16 protein-coding genes are annotated in these 17,821 nt (G+C 71.8%); 4 read left to right on the top strand and 12 right to left on the bottom strand.

What is annotated here, in order from left to right:
* Positions 1 to 26: 26 nt before the first annotated feature.
* From ABZ865_RS21110 to ABZ865_RS21100, 3 genes are read right to left on the bottom strand one after another with little or no spacing between them, the layout of a single operon-like run.
* Positions 27 to 1,205 carry a dipeptidase gene (locus tag ABZ865_RS21110; protein ID WP_361232317.1) on the bottom strand — a complete coding sequence of 393 codons (1,179 nt, stop codon included), beginning with the start codon at positions 1,203 to 1,205 and terminating at the stop codon, positions 27 to 29.
* Between the two features lie 5 nt (positions 1,206 to 1,210).
* Positions 1,211 to 1,744, bottom strand: a complete 534-nt coding sequence (purE, locus tag ABZ865_RS21105; RefSeq protein WP_361232159.1) for a 5-(carboxyamino)imidazole ribonucleotide mutase — start codon at positions 1,742 to 1,744, stop codon at positions 1,211 to 1,213.
* Positions 1,741 to 2,880, bottom strand: a complete 1,140-nt coding sequence (locus ABZ865_RS21100; RefSeq protein ID WP_361232156.1) for a 5-(carboxyamino)imidazole ribonucleotide synthase — start codon at positions 2,878 to 2,880, stop codon at positions 1,741 to 1,743. Before ABZ865_RS21100 ends, purE begins: the two co-directional genes overlap by 4 nt.
* 182 nt (positions 2,881 to 3,062) lie before the next feature.
* Between ABZ865_RS21100 and ABZ865_RS21095 the strand changes: the two genes are divergently transcribed.
* A complete protein-coding gene (locus ABZ865_RS21095; protein WP_361232152.1) occupies positions 3,063 to 3,590 on the top strand; it encodes a GtrA family protein in 528 nt (175 codons plus the stop codon).
* 71 nt (positions 3,591 to 3,661) lie between these two features.
* Here ABZ865_RS21095 and ABZ865_RS21090 read toward each other — a convergent pair whose 3' ends face one another.
* Both ABZ865_RS21090 and ABZ865_RS21085 read right to left on the bottom strand, forming a co-directional pair.
* Complete coding sequence (locus tag ABZ865_RS21090) at positions 3,662 to 4,930, bottom strand: ATP-binding protein (protein ID WP_361232149.1); 1,269 nt, start codon at positions 4,928 to 4,930, stop codon at positions 3,662 to 3,664.
* A 75-nt stretch (positions 4,931 to 5,005) separates the two neighbouring features.
* Entirely contained in the window at positions 5,006 to 5,683 is a 678-nt protein-coding gene (locus ABZ865_RS21085; RefSeq protein ID WP_020940464.1) for a response regulator transcription factor, read from the bottom strand.
* A 501-nt stretch (positions 5,684 to 6,184) separates the two neighbouring features.
* Here ABZ865_RS21085 and ABZ865_RS21080 point away from each other — a divergent pair.
* A complete protein-coding gene (locus tag ABZ865_RS21080) occupies positions 6,185 to 7,690 on the top strand; it encodes an oligopeptide:H+ symporter (RefSeq protein ID WP_361232146.1) in 1,506 nt (501 codons plus the stop codon).
* A gap of 110 nt (positions 7,691 to 7,800) precedes the next feature.
* On the opposite strand, the gene ABZ865_RS21075 is transcribed toward ABZ865_RS21080, so the two are convergent.
* The 6 genes from ABZ865_RS21075 to ABZ865_RS21050 form a co-directional block, all read right to left on the bottom strand.
* Positions 7,801 to 9,090, bottom strand: a complete 1,290-nt coding sequence (locus ABZ865_RS21075; RefSeq protein WP_361232143.1) for a hypothetical protein — start codon at positions 9,088 to 9,090, stop codon at positions 7,801 to 7,803.
* Positions 9,091 to 9,092: 2 nt separating this feature from the next.
* Positions 9,093 to 10,223, bottom strand: coding sequence for a hypothetical protein (locus ABZ865_RS21070; RefSeq protein WP_361232314.1), 1,131 nt, complete (start codon positions 10,221 to 10,223; stop codon positions 9,093 to 9,095).
* A 14-nt stretch (positions 10,224 to 10,237) separates the two neighbouring features.
* Entirely contained in the window at positions 10,238 to 11,311 is a 1,074-nt protein-coding gene (locus ABZ865_RS21065) for a hypothetical protein (protein WP_361232140.1), read from the bottom strand.
* A gap of 21 nt (positions 11,312 to 11,332) precedes the next feature.
* Positions 11,333 to 12,025 (bottom strand): LPXTG cell wall anchor domain-containing protein, encoded by a 693-nt coding sequence (locus ABZ865_RS21060; RefSeq protein WP_361232137.1) that lies wholly within the window; start codon positions 12,023 to 12,025, stop codon positions 11,333 to 11,335.
* A 253-nt stretch (positions 12,026 to 12,278) separates the two neighbouring features.
* The gene (locus tag ABZ865_RS21055) at positions 12,279 to 12,893 is read right to left on the bottom strand and encodes an ATP-binding protein (RefSeq protein WP_361232134.1); all 615 of its coding nucleotides are present in this window, start codon (positions 12,891 to 12,893) and stop codon (positions 12,279 to 12,281) included.
* A gap of 368 nt (positions 12,894 to 13,261) precedes the next feature.
* Positions 13,262 to 13,639 (bottom strand): STAS domain-containing protein, encoded by a 378-nt coding sequence (locus tag ABZ865_RS21050; RefSeq protein WP_361232131.1) that lies wholly within the window; start codon positions 13,637 to 13,639, stop codon positions 13,262 to 13,264.
* Positions 13,640 to 13,885: 246 nt separating this feature from the next.
* Between ABZ865_RS21050 and ABZ865_RS21045 the strand changes: the two genes are divergently transcribed.
* Both ABZ865_RS21045 and ABZ865_RS21040 read left to right on the top strand, forming a co-directional pair.
* Positions 13,886 to 14,791: an RNA polymerase sigma factor SigF gene (locus ABZ865_RS21045; protein ID WP_100826610.1), complete on the top strand. Its 906-nt coding sequence runs from the start codon at positions 13,886 to 13,888 to the stop codon at positions 14,789 to 14,791.
* A 195-nt stretch (positions 14,792 to 14,986) separates the two neighbouring features.
* Entirely contained in the window at positions 14,987 to 16,603 is a 1,617-nt protein-coding gene (locus tag ABZ865_RS21040) for an RICIN domain-containing protein (RefSeq protein ID WP_361232127.1), read from the top strand.
* 41 nt (positions 16,604 to 16,644) lie between these two features.
* Here ABZ865_RS21040 and hutI read toward each other — a convergent pair whose 3' ends face one another.
* Positions 16,645 to 17,820, bottom strand: coding sequence for an imidazolonepropionase (gene hutI / locus ABZ865_RS21035; protein ID WP_361232124.1), 1,176 nt, complete (start codon positions 17,818 to 17,820; stop codon positions 16,645 to 16,647).
* Position 17,821: the final 1 nt, after the last annotated feature.

Raw genomic sequence — 17,821 nt, 5'->3', positions numbered from 1 at the left:
CTTTCCGGTACGACCGAGAGGGACGCCTAGCCGTCGAGTGATTGCAGCGTGGCGGTGGACGGGGCGCGGGTCGCCTGGAGGTCGCGGGCCTCGTCTTCCGCCGCGCCCAGGACCCGTACCGCGTTCTGCCAGGTCAGCTTGGCCAGGTCGGGCCGGGACCAGCCGCGCCGCAGCAGTTCGGCGATCAGGTTGGGGTAGCCGGAGACGTCGTTCAGGCCGTCCGGGGTGAACGCGGTGCCGTCGTAGTCGCCGCCGATGCCCAGGTGGTCGATGCCCGCCACCTCGCGCATGTGGTCGAGGTGGTCCGCGACCGTCGCCACGGTGGCGACGGGGCGCGGGTTGGTCTCCTCGAAGACGCGGTGCACCTTCATCGCCTCGGGGGTGGTGTCCAGGTGGTGGAAGCCGTGCGCGCGCATGTTCTCGTCCGCGGCGGCGGTCCAGTCGACGGCCGCCTGGAGCACGAACTTGGGCACGAACGTCACCATCGCCATGCCGCCGTTGGCGGGCAGGCGTTCGAGGACGTCGTCCGGGATGTTGCGGGGGTGGTCGCACACGGCCCGCGCCGAGGAGTGGGAGAAGATCACCGGGGCGGACGACGTGTCCAGCGCGTCCCGCATGGTCGTCGCCGCCACGTGGGAGAGGTCGACGAGCATGCCGAGCCGGTTCATCTCCCGTACGACCTCGCGGCCGAAGGCCGTCAGACCGCCCGCCTTCGGCTCGTCGGTCGCCGAGTCCGCCCAGTCCACGTTGTCGTTGTGGGTGAGCGTCAGGTAGCGCACGCCGAGCGTGTACAGGCTGCGGAGCGTGCCGAGGGAGTTGGCGATGGAGTGGCCGCCCTCGGCGCCCATCAGGGAGGCGATCCGGCCCTGGGCGCGGGCGGCCTCCATGTCGGCGGCGGTCAGGGCGGGCGCCAGCCGGTCCGGGTACCGCTCGATCAGCCGTCGCACGCAGTCGATCTGCTCCAGCGTGGCCGGCACCGCGTCCGGCAGGTCCGAGCGCACGTACACCGACCAGTACTGCGCGCCGACCCCGCCCGCGCGCAGGCGGGGCAGGTCGGTGTGCAGGTGGGCGTTCTGCGACGTGGCGATGTCGCGAGCGTCGAGGTCGTAGCCGACCTGCTCGCGCAGCGCCCAGGGCAGGTCGTTGTGGCCGTCGACGACCGGGAACTCGCGCAGCAGGTCCCGGGCTTCCTCCAGGAAGGTCATCGGCGTCACTTCCCGAAGCCGAAGCCCTGCGCGCCCTCGACCTTGGAGCGCAGCCGCTTGCCCTTCTCGGTGGCCTGGTCGTTCAGGTCCTGCTGGAAGTCGCGCATCTTCTGCAGCAGGTCCTCGTCGTGCGCGGCGAGCATGCGGGCCGCGAGCAGACCGGCGTTGCGGGCACCGGCGACGGAGACGGTGGCGACGGGCACGCCGGCCGGCATCTGCACGATCGACAGCAGGGAGTCCATGCCGTCGAGGTACTTCAGCGGCACGGGGACGCCGATGACCGGCAGCGGGGTGACGGAGGCGAGCATGCCGGGCAGGTGGGCGGCGCCGCCCGCCCCGGCGATGATCACCTTCAGTCCGCGGTCGGCGGCCTGCTCGCCGTACGTGATCATCTCGCGCGGCATGCGGTGCGCGGAGACGACGTCGACCTCGTACGCGATCTCGAACTCGTCGAGGGCCTTGGCGGCGGCCTCCATGACGGGCCAGTCGGAGTCCGACCCCATGACGATGCCCACGACGGGGCCGGCAGCGGTGCTCATTCGGTGATGGTGCCTCTCAGATAGCCGGCTGCATGACGGGCGCGCTCCAGCACGTCGTCCAGGTCGTCGCCGTAGGTGTTGACGTGTCCGACCTTGCGGCCGGGCTTCACGTCCTTGCCATACATGTGGATCTTGAGCTTGGGGTCGCGGGCCATGCAGTGCAAGTACGCGGAGTACATGTCCGGGTAGTCGCCGCCCAGGACGTTGGCCATCACCGTCCACGTGGCGCGCGGGCGCGGGTCGCCGAGCGGGAGGTCGAGCACGGCACGCACGTGGTTGGCGAACTGGGAGGTGATCGCGCCGTCCTGGGTCCAGTGCCCGGAGTTGTGCGGGCGCATCGCCAGTTCGTTGACGAGGATGCGGCCGTCGCGGGTCTCGAACAGCTCGACGGCGAGGTGGCCGACGACGCCGAGCTCCTTGGCGATCCGCAGCGCCATCTCCTCGGCTCGGAGAGCCGACTCGTGGTCCAGGTCGGGCGCGGGCGCGATCACGGTGTCGCAGACGCCGTCGACCTGCCGGGACTCGACCACCGGGTAGGCGACGGCCTGGCCGTGCGGGGAGCGTACGACGTTGGCGGCGAGCTCGCGGACGTAATCGACCAGTTCCTCGGCGAGGACCGGCACGCCCGCGCGGAACGGGTCGGTGGCCTCCTCGGCGGACTCCACGACCCACACACCCTTGCCGTCGTAACCGCCGCGGACGGTCTTGAGGACGACCGGGAAGCCGTCGCCCTCCGCCGCAAAACGGACCACGTCCTCGGCGTCGATCACGATGCGGTGCCGCGGGCAGGGAATGCCGATCGCGTCGAGCTTGGCGCGCATCACCCCCTTGTCCTGGGCGTGCACCAGCGCGTCCGGCCCCGGGCGCACGGGTATGCCGTCCGCCTCCAGGGCCCTGAGGTGCTCGGTGGGTACATGTTCGTGATCGAAGGTGATCACATCGCAACCGCGCGCGAACTCACGCAGCGTGTCGAGATCGCGATAGTCGCCGATGACGACATCGCTCACGACCTGCGCCGCGGAATCCTGAGGGGTGTCACTGAGGAGCTTGAACCTGATGCCCAACGGGATGCCCGCTTCGTGCGTCATACGCGCGAGCTGCCCCCCGCCGACCATGCCGACTACCGGGAACGTCACCCCCCTAGCGTATCGGCCATGTCGGCCGGGCCCGTTTTCGTCCGTCTCGCGTCTTCTTACCCAGCACTTTCCCGGCTCTTTCCGACCTGTTCCCCGGGAGTGGCCCGGTGAGGGAGCGTCGGCGGGTCCGCGTGGATAGCATGGCTGGGCTGACGAAACCTACGGACGGGAGCTGCACGGCCATGGAACACGGTTCCTCGAGGCTGCGACGGCTCGTGCGCGAGTTGGCCAAGTTCGGCGCCGTCGGCGGTGCCGGTGTCCTCGTCAATCTCGGCGTGTTCAACCTGGTCCGGAACGTTTCCGACCTGCCCGTGGTGCGCGCCAGCATCATCGCGACCGTCGTCGCGATCATCTTCAACTACATCGGCTTCCGTTACTGGACGTACCGGGACCGCGACAAGAGCGGGCGCACCCGGGAACTCACGCTGTTCCTGTTCTTCAGCGCGATCGGTCTGGTGATCGAGAACGGCGTGCTCTACCTGGCGACGTACGGCTTCGGCTGGGACACCCCGCTGCAGAGCAACGTCTTCAAGTTCATCGGCATCGGCGTGGCCACCCTGTTCCGGTTCTGGTCGTACCGCACCTGGGTGTTCCGCGCGCTGCCCGCGCACGAGGCCGTGGCCGGCGCGCAGTCGATCCTGGAGCGGGAGTCGGTCCTGGAGCAGAGGTCGCGCAGGCCCCGCTCCAAGGCGCGTCAGCGGGTCCCGTAAGCGGCTTCCGCGAGGCGGCATCCGGTCATCGCCCGGAAGTCCGGCGCACAGCGGCACCGTCGGCGGAGCGTCTAGCGGACCGTCGGCTCCTCGTCCAGCTTGCGGGCCGGGGGCGTGCGGGACAGGAACAGGCCGAACACCGGCGGCTGCGACTGGAGCAGCTCCAGGCGGCCGCCGTCCGCCTCGGCGAGGTCGCGGGCCACGGCGAGCCCGATCCCCGTGGAGTTGCGGCCGCTGATCGTCCGCTCGAAGATCCGCGCCCCCAGGTCGGCGGGGACGCCGGGCCCCTCGTCGGTGACCTCGATCACGGCCTGGTTGCCGGTGACCCGGGTGCGCAGGGCGACGGTCCCGCCCCCGTGCATGAGCGAGTTCTCGATCAGCGCGGCCAGCACCTGCGCGACCGCGCCGGGCGTGCCGACCGCCTTCAGATGCCGTTTGCCGGAGCTGACGATGGCCCGGCCGACATTGCGGTAGGCGGGCCGCCACTCGGCGAGCTGCTGCTGGATGACCTCGTCCAGGTCGAAGGAGACCGCGGAGCCGGTGCGCGGGTCGCGCGAGTTGGTCAGCAGCCGCTCCACCACGTCCGTGAGCCGCTCGACCTGCGCGAGCGCGACGTTCGCCTCCTCCTTCACCGTGTCCGGGTCGTCGGTGAGGGTGATCTCCTCCAGCCGCATGGACAGCGCGGTCAGCGGCGTGCGCAGCTGATGGGAGGCGTCGGCGGCCAGCCGCCGCTCGGCGGTCAGCATGCGCCCGATCCGCTCGGCGGAGGCGTCCAGCACATCGGCGACCCGGTCCAGCTCGGGGACGCCGTAGCGCTTGTGCCGCGGACGCGGGTCGCCCGACCCGAGCCGTTCCGCGGTCTCGGCGAGGTCGGTCAGCGGGGAGGCGAGCCGGTTGGCCTGGCGCACGGCGAGCAGCACGGCCGCTATCACGGCGAGCAGGGCGACCAGCCCGATGATCAGCAGGGTGCGGCCGACCTCACGGGTCACGGCGGAGCGCGGCTCCTCCACGGTGACCGTCTCGCCCTCCTCGCCCTTCTGCGTGGAGTGGATCACGTCGCCCTGCGGCTTGGTGCCGATCTCGATCGGCGGCCGACCCGGCACGCGGATCACCGCGTACTGGGTCTTGCTGACCGGGTTGCGCAGGACCTCGGAGTTCACGTGCTCGTCCGCGAGGATCCGGCTGTCCACGATGCTCGCCAGCCGCACCGCCTCGGACTCCACCCGCTCCTGCGCGCTGCTGGTGATCGTCCGCGTCTCCACGATCACCAGCGACACGCCGAAGACGGCGATCACCACGAGAACGACGGCGAGGGTGGACTGGATGAGACGACGACGCACGGGGGCCCTCCGGGCAGCGGCTTACGACGACCAGTGTGCCTTGGTCAGCTGCAAGCCCCGGGCGCGGGCCGCACGCTAACTCTTCTCGAACCGGAACCCGACACCCCGCACCGTGGCGATGTACCGGGGGTTCGCCGCATCGTCCCCGAGCTTCTTGCGCAGCCAGGAAATGTGCATGTCCAGCGTCTTGGTCGACGACCACCACGTGGTGTCCCAGACCTCACGCATCAGCTGGTCGCGCGTGACCACCCGGCCGGCGTCCCGCACCAGCACCCGCAGCAGGTCGAACTCCTTCGCGGTCAGCTGGAGTTCCTCGTCGCCCATCCACGCCCGGTGCGACTCCACGTCGATCCGCACCCCGTGCGTCGCCGGCGGCTGCTGAGGCTCGGCGGCACCGCGCCGGAGCAGCGCCCGCACCCGGGCGAGCAGTTCGGCGAGCCGGAAGGGCTTGGTCACGTAGTCGTCGGCGCCGGCGTCCAGGCCGACGACGGTGTCCACCTCGTCGGCCCGCGCGGTCAGGATGAGGATCGGCACGGTGTGGCCGTCGGCGCGCAGCCGGCGGGCGACCTCCAGGCCGTCCATGCCGGGCAGGCCCAGGTCCAGCACGACCAGGTCGACGCCGCCCTGCATTCCGGCGTCGAGCGCGGTGGGTCCGTCCTCGCGCACCTCGACCTCGTAGCCCTCTCTGCGCAGGGCGCGGGCCAGCGGCTCCGAGATGGACGCGTCGTCCTCGGCGAGCAGTACACGGGTCATGAGGTGATGGTAGACCGCCCGCGCGCAGTGCCGGGGTGTGATCGGTTCCCGGGATTCTTACCTTCGCCCCGCTGGTACGAACCATTGTCCGTGGGATGAGATCGTGGAAGAGACCTTCGAAATCCGTCGCGCGGTTCCCCCGACACCTGTGATCCGTGTCTCAAGTCCTTCCATATCCGGCAGTGTCCTGCCGTATGGTGACCTGCAACGCCTGTAGTACACCGGGGACCTTTGGCGGGCACATGACGCTGAAGGTCTTTTTTGTGTGCGGGCTGATGAACATCACTGGTGAACGTCAGCCTTGAAAGGAATGACCTCTGGCCGGGCTCCGGACGCAGCGACGCGTCGGGGGCGTGGATCCCGGTGGTCGCCGTCCGCCGCGCCGCGACCCGGCACGGACTCCCCCTGGGCGTGGGGGTGGACGGCCGACCCGCCGGTGCCGGCCGCACCCCACCGGGCGCGCCGCGCTCCAACGCGCGTCCCGACCAGCAAGGAACGACCATGGCGTCCAGCCTGACGAAGGACTCGGTCCGACCGGGCACCCCCGGATCCGAGAAGACCTTCTTCGGCCACCCCCGAGGACTGGCCACTCTTTTCATGACCGAGATGTGGGAGCGTTTCTCCTACTACGGCATGAGGGCCCTGCTCCCGCTGTACCTGCTGGCCCCGAACGGCCTGCACCTGAGCCCGGGCACGACGACCGCGATCTACTCGGTCTACGTGTCGCTCGTGTACTTGCTGGCCCTGCCCGGCGGCTGGGTCGCCGACCGCTTCCTCGGCCCCCGCAAGACGGTCGCCTTCGCGGGCCTGATCATCATGCTCGGCCACCTGTGCCTGGCGCTGCCGGCCGCCGTCAGCTTCTTCGTCGGCCTCGGTCTCGTCGCGATCGGCTCGGGTCTGCTGAAGGCCAACATCTCCACGATGGTCGGCCACCTGTACAAGGGCCCGGACGACCCGCGCCGTGACGGTGGCTTCACCATCTTCTACATCGGCATCAACGCGGGCGCGTTCGCCGCGCCGCTGGTCATCGGCACCGTCGGTGAGAACGTCAACTGGCACTTCGGCTTCGCGCTGGCCGCGCTCGGCATGGCGCTGGGTCTGGCCCAGTACCTGCTCGGCGGCCGTCACCTGAGCGAGAAGAGCGATGTCGTCCCGACGCCGATGTCCGCCGAGGAGAAGGCCGCCACGCTGCGCAAGGGCCTGATCTGGCTGGCGATCGCCGTGGTCTTCTACGCCGTCGTGGGCTTCTCCGGTCACTTCACCCTGAACTGGGCGCTGATTCCGCTCACGCTCATCGGTCTGATCGTGCCGATCCTGGTCATCACCCGCATACTCCGGGACAAGGACATCGACCGGGCCGAGCGCTCGAAGGTCTCGGCGTACGTCTGGTTCTTCGTCGCCGCCGCCGTCTTCTGGATGATCTACGACCAGGGTGGTTCGACCCTGTCGCTCTTCGCCGAGGGCAAGGCCGAGAACACCATCTTCGGCTGGAAGTTCCCGGTCTCCTGGTACCAGTCGGTCAACCCCGTCATGATCATGGCGCTGGCGCCCGTCTGCGCCTGGCTGTGGCTGTGGCTGAACCGGCGCGGCAAGGAGCCGAGCACGATCGTGAAGTTCGCCTCCGGCCTGGTGCTGATCGGTGCGTCCTTCTTCCTCTTCCTCGCCCCGCTGTCGATCGCCGAGGACGGTCACAAGGCCGCGGCGATGTGGCTGGTCGCGATCTACTTCGTCCAGACGATCGGTGAGCTGACGCTGTCTCCGGTGGGTCTGTCCGTGACGACGAAGATGGCGCCGAAGAAGTACGCCTCGCAGATGATGGGCGTCTGGTTCCTCGCGGTCACCGCGGGCGACTCGGTCACCGCGCTGCTGTCCAACCCGGCCGTCGGCGGGGTGAACCTCGACAGGACGGGCTTCGTCACCCTGGAGGCCGTGCTCGCCGTGGTCGCCGGTGTCGCGGTGTGGATGTACCGCAAGAAGGTCAACAAGCTGATGGGCGACGTGCACTAGTCGCTCGCCGCTGAGCTCGGCCGCCGGAGGGCCACCGCATCCTGGGGATGCGGTGGCCCTCCGGGCGTTTCGGCGTGGCCTGGCCCATGGCGGGCTCGGCCTGCGCCGGTTCAGCGCGTCCTGCGTCCCGGCATGAACGTGAACACCGCGCCGCCCAGCAGGATCGCCGTGCCCGCCACCAGGCCGAGCGCCTTGAGGGCGCCGTGGTCACCGGAACCGGTCTCGGCGAGCCCGCCGTCACCGCTGCCGCTGCCACTGCCGCCGGTCGCGGAGGAGCCCCCGGAGGTCGAGGTGCCGCCCGAGGCGCCGCCCGGCTGCTGGGAGGTGTCCAGGGTGAGCGAGACCTCGGTCTTCGTCGGCGTGCAGGTGGTCGTCGTGCCCAGGGCCTTGACGGTCAGCACGCCCGGGGACAGCGTCGACTTCCCGCTCGCGCCCGGCTTGTAGGTGCCCTTGAGGTCGGGGATCTCGATCGGCTCGCCGGACTTGATCTCCTTGGCGTTCGTCGGCCCCTCCACATGCACGGTGCCCTTGTCCGCGCCGCCCAGCACGACCTCCATCGAGGGCTTCACGGAGTCCTTCGGGATGTCGGCGGGGCTGTCCATCACGGACTTCTTGAACTGCACGGTGAGGTCGTAGCTCCCGCCGTTCTTCCTGGCGTTGATCTGCACCGGCGAGGTCGCGTTCTTGTCGCCGATCGGCGTCTTGCACGCGTACGGCACCTGGACCTCCTTGCCGGTGAAGTCGGTCTGGCCGGTGCCGCCGCTGCTCGACGGGCTCGCGCTGTTCGAGGGGCTCGCGCTGCCGGACGGGCTCGACGACTGGCTGGGGGGCGGACTGGACGAGCCGCCGCCGCCCGGCATCACCTGGATCGTCGCCGCCTTCTGCACGGTCTCCTTCGGCGTGCACTTCGTGTTCGTCGACATCGCGTTGACCGTGTACGCGTCCGGTGTCAGCGTCACCTCGCCGGGCGCCGTCAGCTTCAGCGTGCCCTTCATGGCGGACAGCACCATGTCGGCGCCCTTGGGGATCGGCGGGTTCTCCCGGGGCCCCTGCATGGCGATGTCCGCCGCCTGCGCGCCGGCCGCCTTGAGGACGCCGGACGGCTGGACCGAGTTGGCCGGCAGGTCGATGATGTCCGGGTTCTTCGAGGCGGCCTGGACGAACGTCCACACGACGTTCACCGTGTCGCCCACCTTCGCCGTGGCGGGCGCGGTGATCTCCACCTTCGTGGTGCCGTCGACGGGATCGATGCCCGCGGGCGGCACGCAGTGGGTGGCGAACGACACCTGGGCCGCCTGCGCGGGCGCCGCGGCCACGCCCAGCAGCACGCCCGCCGAGCAGAGCACCAGTGCGGCGCCCGCGGCGCCCGTCCTCCTGGCCGGTGTACCTCTCCTTCGCATGCTCACGTGGATCCCTTCTGGGTGGGAGTCGTCGGACTCGTCGGGCTGTCGTCGTGCGGTGCGGAGAGCCGGCCGGCCGGGGTGCCCGGAGCGGAGCCCGGGGTGAACCACGGCAGGGTCGGAGTCGGGCCGGGCCCGGGCCCGGAGGTGTCGCGGTCGGGCCCGGAGGAGTCGCGGTCGGGCCCGGGGGTGCGGGAGCGGGGCAGCCGCAGGGCCGGCCGGGTGAGGCGCCGGTGGCGGACACCGCCCGGCCGGCGGGGCCGTACCCGGTCCACGACGGCCATCCCGGCGCGGAAGACGGCGGCCGGGACGACCAGGCACAGCAGGATCCAGAACAGGGTCACGCCCCAGGGCCGGCCCACGCCCCACGGCTGCTCGGCGAGGACCTTGCCGTCGTACTCCAGGCTCACGGTGTAGTCGCCGTGCGCCCCGGCCGACAGCTCGACCGGCAGCCTGATCTCGGCCTTCTTCCCGGGCGCGAGCGTCCCGCGCCACTGCTGCTCGTCCCACTGGGGCGCGAAGACGCCGTGCGCGGTGCCGACCCGGAAGACCGGGTCCTTGATCGCGGTGGAGCCGACGTTGCCGGCGGTGAAGACCAGGGTGCGGCCCGGCGGCGCCCCGAACCAGGTCAGCAGCCCGCTCGAGCCGGTCAGCCGGGTGTCGGACAGGATCGACAGCCGGCCGCCGGATGCCTCGGCGGGCAGCGGGGCGACGGGATGCCCGGCGACCTGGAGGACCGCGTCCGCCTCGGCCTTCGCACCGGTCACCGTGGCCACGTGCACCGCACAGGGACAGGGCACCGGCGGCTCGGCGACCGGCAGCTTCCGGGCGAAGGCGCCGACGGCGTCGGTGGTCACGGCCCGGCCGTCGGCGTTGGCGCAGGAGTTGGTGCCGCCGATCACGCCCCGGGCCGGGGTGGCCCGCCCGCAGATCAGCATCATCAGCAGGGTGCGCGGCCGCCAGCCGCTGCCGCTGACGGTGACCGAACCGCCCGCCCCCGCCTGCGCCGCGGACAGCTTCACACCGGGCCGCCGGTCCGACTCGGCCGCAGTAGCCGCCGGGACCGCCGGCCCGGCGAGCGGCAGCAGGAGCAGCAGCGCGAGCACCGCGGCCCACACCGGCGGCCGCACCATCCGTACGATGCCGCTCACTTCACCGCACCTCCCGTCAGCTCGGCGTCGGTGGACGAGGGTTCGGGCGCGAGGGCACCGGCCCCGGTGATGCCGGGCGGCGGGCCGTCGAGCGCCGGGCCGTCGTCCGTCGTACGGCGCCCCCGTCGTCGTACGAGGAGCAGCGCGCCCGCGCCGACGGCCACCGCACCCGCCGATCCCGCCACCGTCCCCCACGGCACGAACCGCGCCGACGCGGTCGCCGTGTCGTGCGCCCCGTCCGCCGCCGTGACGGTGAGCCGTATGTCGACCGCGTCCAGGGCCGGCCGGTCCGGCCAGGGTTCGGTGAGCTTCCGGCGGGTGCCCGGGAGCAGGCGGACGGGGAGGGTGCGCGGGGCGCGGTCCAGGACCCGGCCGAAGACACCGTCCGCGCGTACGGCGAGCCGGGGCACCAGGACGGTCGTACCGCGGTTGACCAGCTCGTACGTGATGCGGTCGCCGTGCAGGGCCACATGCTCGACGGTGAGCGCGGCGAGCGCCGGGCCGCCGACGCGCAGGCGCAGCCGTACGGTCCTGGTCCGGCCCTCGGCATCGCGCGCGACGATCGCGCCGGAACGGTCGCCGGGCTCGGACGCGGCCGGCACGGTCACCGTGAAGGGCACCTCGGCGCGGGTGCGGGCGGGTACGCGCACGTCCGTGTCGGCGAAGGCGGTCCGGACGCCGGTGCCGGACAGGCGGACGTCGACGGGAGCGTGCCCACGGTTGGTGACGGACACCGTGTCGCGCAGAACCGTTCCGGGCGGGCCCTCGGCGTAGAAGGAGGGGCGGCCGCCTCCCGACGGCGCGACGGACCAGCCGCCCGGCTCCGTGCGCGGGGGCGCCCCCCAGGCGGCGGGCGCCGCACCCAGCAGGGCCAGCAGGCACAGGACGGCCGCGCGCAGGCACAGGGCCATGGGCAGGGAGCGGGGCAGGGACCGGAGCAGGGGCAGGGACCGGAGCAGGGGCAGGGGGCGGGGCAGGGGCAGGGAGCGGGGCTTGGACAGGGAGCGGGCCATGGGCGGGCGCCGTGGGCGGGGCACGGCGTGGGCGTCGGGCGGCATGGGCGGCTGCACGGGCGGCTCCATGAGTGGGGTTCAGCGGCGTACGGCCTGGTTCCGGCGGGTCAGCCAGAGGGCGCCCGCCGCGCCCGCGAGCAGAACCGTTCCGCCGAGCGTGCCGAGGGCGACGGTGGAGTCCGCGGGGCCGGTCTGCGGGAGCTGGGCGCCGGAGCCGCCGGCCGAGGACGAGGAGCCGCCGGTCGAGGACCCCGAGCCGCCGGCCGCCGTCACGTCCAGGGTCAGGGACGGCTTGGGGTTGTTGGCCGGGGTGCAGGTCGTCGTCGTACCGAGCGCCTTGATGGTGAGCGTGGCCGCCGTGAACGTGACCTTGCCGGTCTTCTTCGGCGTGTAGGTGCCGCTCAGGTCACTGATCTTGATGGGGGTGTTGGCCGGAATCGCCGCCGAGTTGGGCGGTCCGGAGACGGCCAGCGTGCCGCTGTCGGCGCCGCCCAGCCGGATGGTGGCGCTCGGACTCATCGCGCCCTTGCCCAGCTCGACCGGGCTGGAGGAGACGCCCTTCTGCCAGGACATGGTGATCCTGTAGCCGCTGCCGCTCCTGACGCCCTTGATGTCGATGGGCGAGACGGCGCTCTTGTCTCCGATGGGTGTCTTGCAGTGGTAGTTGACGTCGACGACGTCGGCGTGGGCCGCCGGCGCGGCCAGCAGCACGGCCGCCCCCGCCAGGGCCGCGGCGGACGCGAGCGCGGCGGTTCGTTTCGGGTACGACACGGTCGGTCCACCCCATTCATTCCTGACGGGACATCAGATTCGGCCGTCAAGGTACGCCCGGGGTGGTGAGGAAGGAAGACGCGTCACACGCCGGAGTTGTGTCGATCCGGCGTACGCGGAAAGGGAGTCGAGTGGAGACGGTGACTCAGATAGACCTCAGGGCATGGCAGTTGGGGCGAGCCCGAGTCGCCCCACGCGCCGTCAGCCGAGTCGCGCCTCACGCCGCCGTCAGGCCGGGGTGCCCCACACGCCGTCAGGCCGGAGCACCCAGCTCCGCCCACACCGTCTTGCCCGGGCGGCCCGGCGTACGGACGACACCCCAGTCCAGGCACAGCCGCTGCACGATGAACATGCCGTGGCCGCCGGGGCGCCCGGCGCGGTGCGGGGTGCGGGGGGCCGGCTGGCCGGTGCCACGGTCGGAGACCTCCAGCCGGATCACCTTGTCGTCGCAGGTGAGGAACAGTTCGTCGGGGCCCTCGGCGTGCAGGCAGGCGTTGGTGACCAGTTCGGAGACGACGAGCAGCACGTCCTCGGCGGCGGCGCGCCGGTCGGCGGTGGCGGCGGGCAGCCAGCCCCACGCGTACAGCGCCTGGCGGGTGAAGTCCCGGGCCAGCGGCACGACCCCGCTCTCGCCGACCAGGCGGAGCCGACGGACCTGGCGCACCTGGCGGACCTGGGTCTCCCGCGCACCCTCGGCCGGCGCGGACTGCCCGGACGGCCCGGACTGCGCGGACGGTTCGGTCGGCGCGGACGGTGCGGCTGTCCCCATGGACGCGCCGTCCGCCGGCGCTCTTCCCTCGGACGCCCCGGAAGCGCCGCTCGGCTCCGGGCCGCGGTCGCCCGGCGAACAAGGCCGGGTACTGCTCATCAGCGCTTCACCTCACCGATTCACCAGTTCACGATTCAAAAGTCCGGCCAGAGGTCCGATCGAAGGTCCGATTCCGTTCGGGCCGGCCGGTCCCTCCGCCGCCCGCCGGTCGTCCACCCCGCGTTCCTGCACCCGCTCCTGTGCCTGTCCCTGCGCCCGTTCCCGGGCCCGTCTCTACGTCGCACCCGGGCCGTTCGCCGGTTCCCGGGCCACGTCCGGTCCGGTCCGGCGGCCGGAGCACCCTGGACGGCCGACGGGTTTCTGGATGTCTCCTGCCCGGCCGATCCGGCGGGACACCCCCCTGTTCGCCCGGCGCGCGACGACGTCCGGGGCACCGGCCGCAACCTGGCGGCCGGGTGGGGCAGGAGTCAGTCGGCCTCGTCGGCCAGCGCCTCCTCGATGGAGTCATGGACGGTGAAGACCGCCCCGGCACCCGTGATCTCGAACACGCGTGCGACGACGGGCAGCATGCCCGCCAGATGAACCCTGCCCCCGGCGGCCTCCGCCTTCAGGCGGGCGCCGAGCAGCACGTTCAGTCCCGTGGAGTCACAGAACTCGAGCCGTGAGCAGTCGACCACAAGCCGTGAGTACCCCTTCGTGAGGAGGGCGTCGAGCGGCTCGCGCAGGAGATCGGCGGTGTGGTGATCCAGCTCACCCGCGGGTGTCACTACGGCGCTGGAGCCCTCTTCGCGCACCTCCACCAGAAGCCGGCCCGACTGTGCGCTGCCGACCGTCCCGTGGTCCATGCCGTCTCTCTCCCGAGGTCGTGGCTGCTGATGCCCTCGAACATTACGCCTTCCGAACGCACTCCGACATCCGAACAACCCACCAAAGTAGGACATATCACCACAGAACGCACTTGCGATCGCCTCGGTCGAGCCGGTAGGGCTAGTAAGGACACATTCCGCTACTCGCCGGCTTTGGAGGCGCCGCACACCGCAGTGCACGTACTGGCTTCGGCAGCCATATGCCGAGAACGATGGAGGACACCCATGTCACCCCGGCTCGACGCATCGCATACCCCGCTCGCGACGTCGACACCCCCACCGGAACAACTGGATCATCCCATCGATCCCGTCGATGCCCTCGACCCGCTCGAGGGACTCCCGGAGATCCCCCCCTTCGACGAGGTCGGCCCCGTCGACGCGCGGGCCCTGTCCAAGACCCTCTTCGAGCGGCTCGAATCGCTGGAGGAAGGCACGCACGAGTACGCGTACGTCCGCAACACGCTCGTCGAGCTGAACCTCGCGCTCGTCAAGTTCGCCGCGTCCCGCTTCCGCTCCCGCAGCGAGCCGATGGAGGACATCGTCCAGGTCGGCACGATCGGACTGATCAAGGCGATCGACCGCTTCGAGCTCTCCCGCGGTGTCGAGTTCCCCACCTTCGCGATGCCGACCATCATCGGCGAGATCAAGCGCTTCTTCCGTGACACCTCGTGGTCCGTGCGCGTACCGCGCCGGCTGCAGGAGCTGCGCCTGGACCTGGCCAAGGCCGGGGACGAGCTGGCCCAGCGGCTGGACCGCTCCCCCACCGTCCCGGAGCTCGCCGAGCGGCTCGGCCTCTCGAACGACGAGGTCATCGAGGGCATGGCCGCCTCGAACGCCTACACCGCCTCCTCCCTGGACGCCCAGCCGGAGGAGGACGACTCCGAGGGCACGCTCGCGGACCGCATCGGCTACGAGGACCACGGACTCGAAGGCATCGAGTACGTCGAGTCGTTGAAGCCGCTGATCGCGGAACTGCCGCCCCGGGACCGGAAGATCCTGTCCCTGCGCTTCGTCGCGGGCATGACCCAGTCGGAGATCGGCGACGAACTCGGCATCTCCCAGATGCATGTCTCGCGGCTGCTGTCGCGCACGCTGGTGCGGCTGCGCAAGGGGCTGACCGTCGAGGAGTGACGGCGCGCGAGCGCCGCCGGGGTGACGGGAGGGTGCGTACGAACGCCCCTCCCGTGCCCGGGCGTTGTGTGTGAACCGTTATGCGAACCGTCACCTGTTACCTGAGGTAACCTCTTTCCCGAATGGCGCCCCTCCACCACCATGGCCACCCAAACCGGCTGGTAGGTCAGAAGTTTCGGGGGACGGAGGGCACGCATGGCTCAGGGCGACCGGGCCGCATCGGGCGAGGGCTCGGGCGAGGTCTCGGGAGAGGGCGCGGGAGACGGTTCGGGCCAGGGCGTCGAGGACGTCCCGGACGCGCGGATCGTCGAACTGCTGCGCACCGCCTCCCCGACGGCGTACCCGGCACTGCAGGAGCTGCGCCGCCGGCACCAGGCGTCGGTCCTCGCCTACGCCCGCCTGTGCGCCGCCGGCGAGTCCACCGCCCGCCGGCTGGCCGCGGAGGCGCTCGCCACGGCGGCCCGCGACATGGCGCGCGGTGTCGAGCCGAGGGTTCCGCTGCGGCACCATCTGCTGCTCGTGGCCGCCCGCTCGGCGGCCTCCTGGGCCCGCGACGAGCGGGCGGCGGGCCTGGACCCGGGCCTGCTTCTGGTGCTGAACTCCGGCGGGCCGCCCGACGTGCCGACCCCGCCGCTGCTCCCGGCGTTCCAGTCGCTCTCGTCCCGCATCCAGGGCCTGCTCTGGTACGGCGTGCTCGAACAGGAACCCCCGGAGCGGACCGCCGCGTTGCTCGGACTCGGCCCCTCCGACGTCGTCTACGACACCCCGAAGGCCCTCAAGGCGCTGGCCCAGGCCTGTCTGCGACACCGTCTGGCCGCCTCCGACGATCCGCGCTGCGCCGACTTCCGCCGGCTGATCGAGGAGGCGGTACGGCCGGACGCGCCCCGCTACAGCGCCGACCTGGACACCCACACGACGCACTGCCCGTACTGCGCGGCCGCGATCGCGGACCTCACCGCCCTGCGGGACACCCCGGGACAGGCGCTGGCCGAGGGCCTGCTGCCGTGGCGGGGAACGGCGTACGTGCGGGACACCGCCGCGACGCCCCCCAGGCCCAAGACGTCGCCGGTCCCTTCGGGTTGGCCGGGTTGGCCGCCCCGGCGCCGCTATCTGCTGGCCTCGGCGGCCCTGGGCGTGGCCCTCGCCCCGCTCCTGGTGTTCCTCCTCGCCCCCTCCAATGACCCCCACGGTCAGCCGGTGGCGGCGACCCCCGCACCCCCACCGGTGACGGTCACGGCCACCGTCTCCGTGTCCCCCTCCCCGTCCCCCAGTCCCTCCCGCACGGCCAAGTCCCCGTCCCCTTCCCCGTCCCCGACCAGGACCTCGCACCGGCCGGTCACGCCGTCGCCCTCACCGGCCAGGCCCAAGCCGAGCCCCAAGCCCCCGCAGGCCCCGGCGACCCACGCGCCGAACGGCACCTACGCCCAGATCGTCAACAACGCGACGGGGCTGTGCCTGGACGTCCGGGACGGCTGGTTCGACAACGGCACCGACGTGATCACCGCGCCGTGCTCCGGCTCCGACACCCAGCTGTGGCGCGTCGACGCCGAGCGCGAGGTGGTGCAGTCGTACGCCGACGAGGACTACTGCCTCGACAGCCGCGGCTCGACGGACCGGGGCGTCGGCATCTGGACCTGCTCCTCGGTCTACAGCGGCAACGGCCGGAATCTGAGGTTCTCCGTGCAGGACGACGGGCTGATCATCCCGCACATCGACTGGGACACGGCGGTGACCGCCACCGGCGGCGACAGCGTGTGGCTGGACTACGCCGACGGTAACGCGTCGAAGTGGCACGCGGGGCGGTCCGGCTGAGACGCGGTCGGGACGAGAGGCGGTCCGGATGAGAACCGCCGTCACACCACCCGTACACCCTGTCGCCAGACCCCGCTGACCAGCGGGACGCCCGGGCGGTAGGCCAGGTGGACGTGGCTCGGGGCGTCCAGGAGGGTCAGGTCGGCCCGGGCGCCCGGGGTGAGGCGGCCGATGTCGGTGCGGCGGAGGGCCGCGGCGCCGCCCGCGGTGGCGGACCAGACCGCCTCGTCGGGGGTCATGCGCATGTCCCGGACGGCCAGGGCGATGCAGAAGGGGACGGAGGAGGTGAAGGACGAGCCCGGGTTGCAGTCCGTGGAGAGGGCGACCGTGACGCCCGCGTCCAGCAGGCGGCGGGCGTTCGGCCACTCGGCGCGGGTGGAGAACTCGGCGCCGGGGAGCAGGGTGGCGACCGTGTTGCCTTGGGCGAGCGCGTCGACGTCCTCGTCCGTGAGGTGGGTGCAGTGGTCGGCGCTCGCCGCGTCCAGTTCGACGGCCAGCTGGACGCCGGGGCCGTAGGAGAGCTGGTTGGCGTGGACGCGGGGGTGCAGGCCCTTCGCCTTGCCGGCGGTGAGGATCGCGCGGGCCTGGTCGCCGTCGAAGGCGCCCTTCTCGCAGAAGACGTCGATCCAGCGGGCGTGCGGCGCGCAGGCGTCCAGCATCTCGCCGGTGACCAGGGCGACGTAGGCCGCCGGGTCGTCGGCGTAGTCGGGGGAGACGATGTGGGCGCCGAGGTAGGTCACCTCGTCGGTGTGCCGCGCGGCGATGCGCAGGGCGCGGGACTCGTCCTCGACGGTGAGGCCGTAGCCCGACTTCGTCTCGAAGGTGGTGGTGCCCTGGCGGAGGGCCTCCGTCAGGTAGTGGGTGAGGTTCGCCTCCAGTTCCGCGTCGGTCGCGGCGCGGGTGGCCGCGACCGTGGTGCGGATGCCGCCCGCGGTGTAGGAGCGGCCGGACATGCGGGCGTTGAACTCCTGCGTGCGGTCACCGGCGAAGACCAGGTGGGAGTGGGAGTCCACGAAGCCCGGCAGCACCGCCCGGCCGCCCGCGTCGACGCGATTGTCAGTGGCGGGTGCTTTGCTGGATTCACCGGTCCACGCGATGCGGTCGCCGTCGATGACGACGGCCGCGTCCTGGATCAGACCGAGGGGGGAGCCGTCACCGAGGGAGGGGTCGTTGGTGACCAGCGTGGCGATGTTGGTGATGACGGTGCTGCTGCTCATG

It is taken from the genome of Streptomyces sp. NPDC047085, from assembly GCF_040643735.1.
Classification (GTDB): domain Bacteria; phylum Actinomycetota; class Actinomycetes; order Streptomycetales; family Streptomycetaceae; genus Streptomyces.
This window is presented reverse-complemented; position numbering and strand designations above follow the sequence as displayed.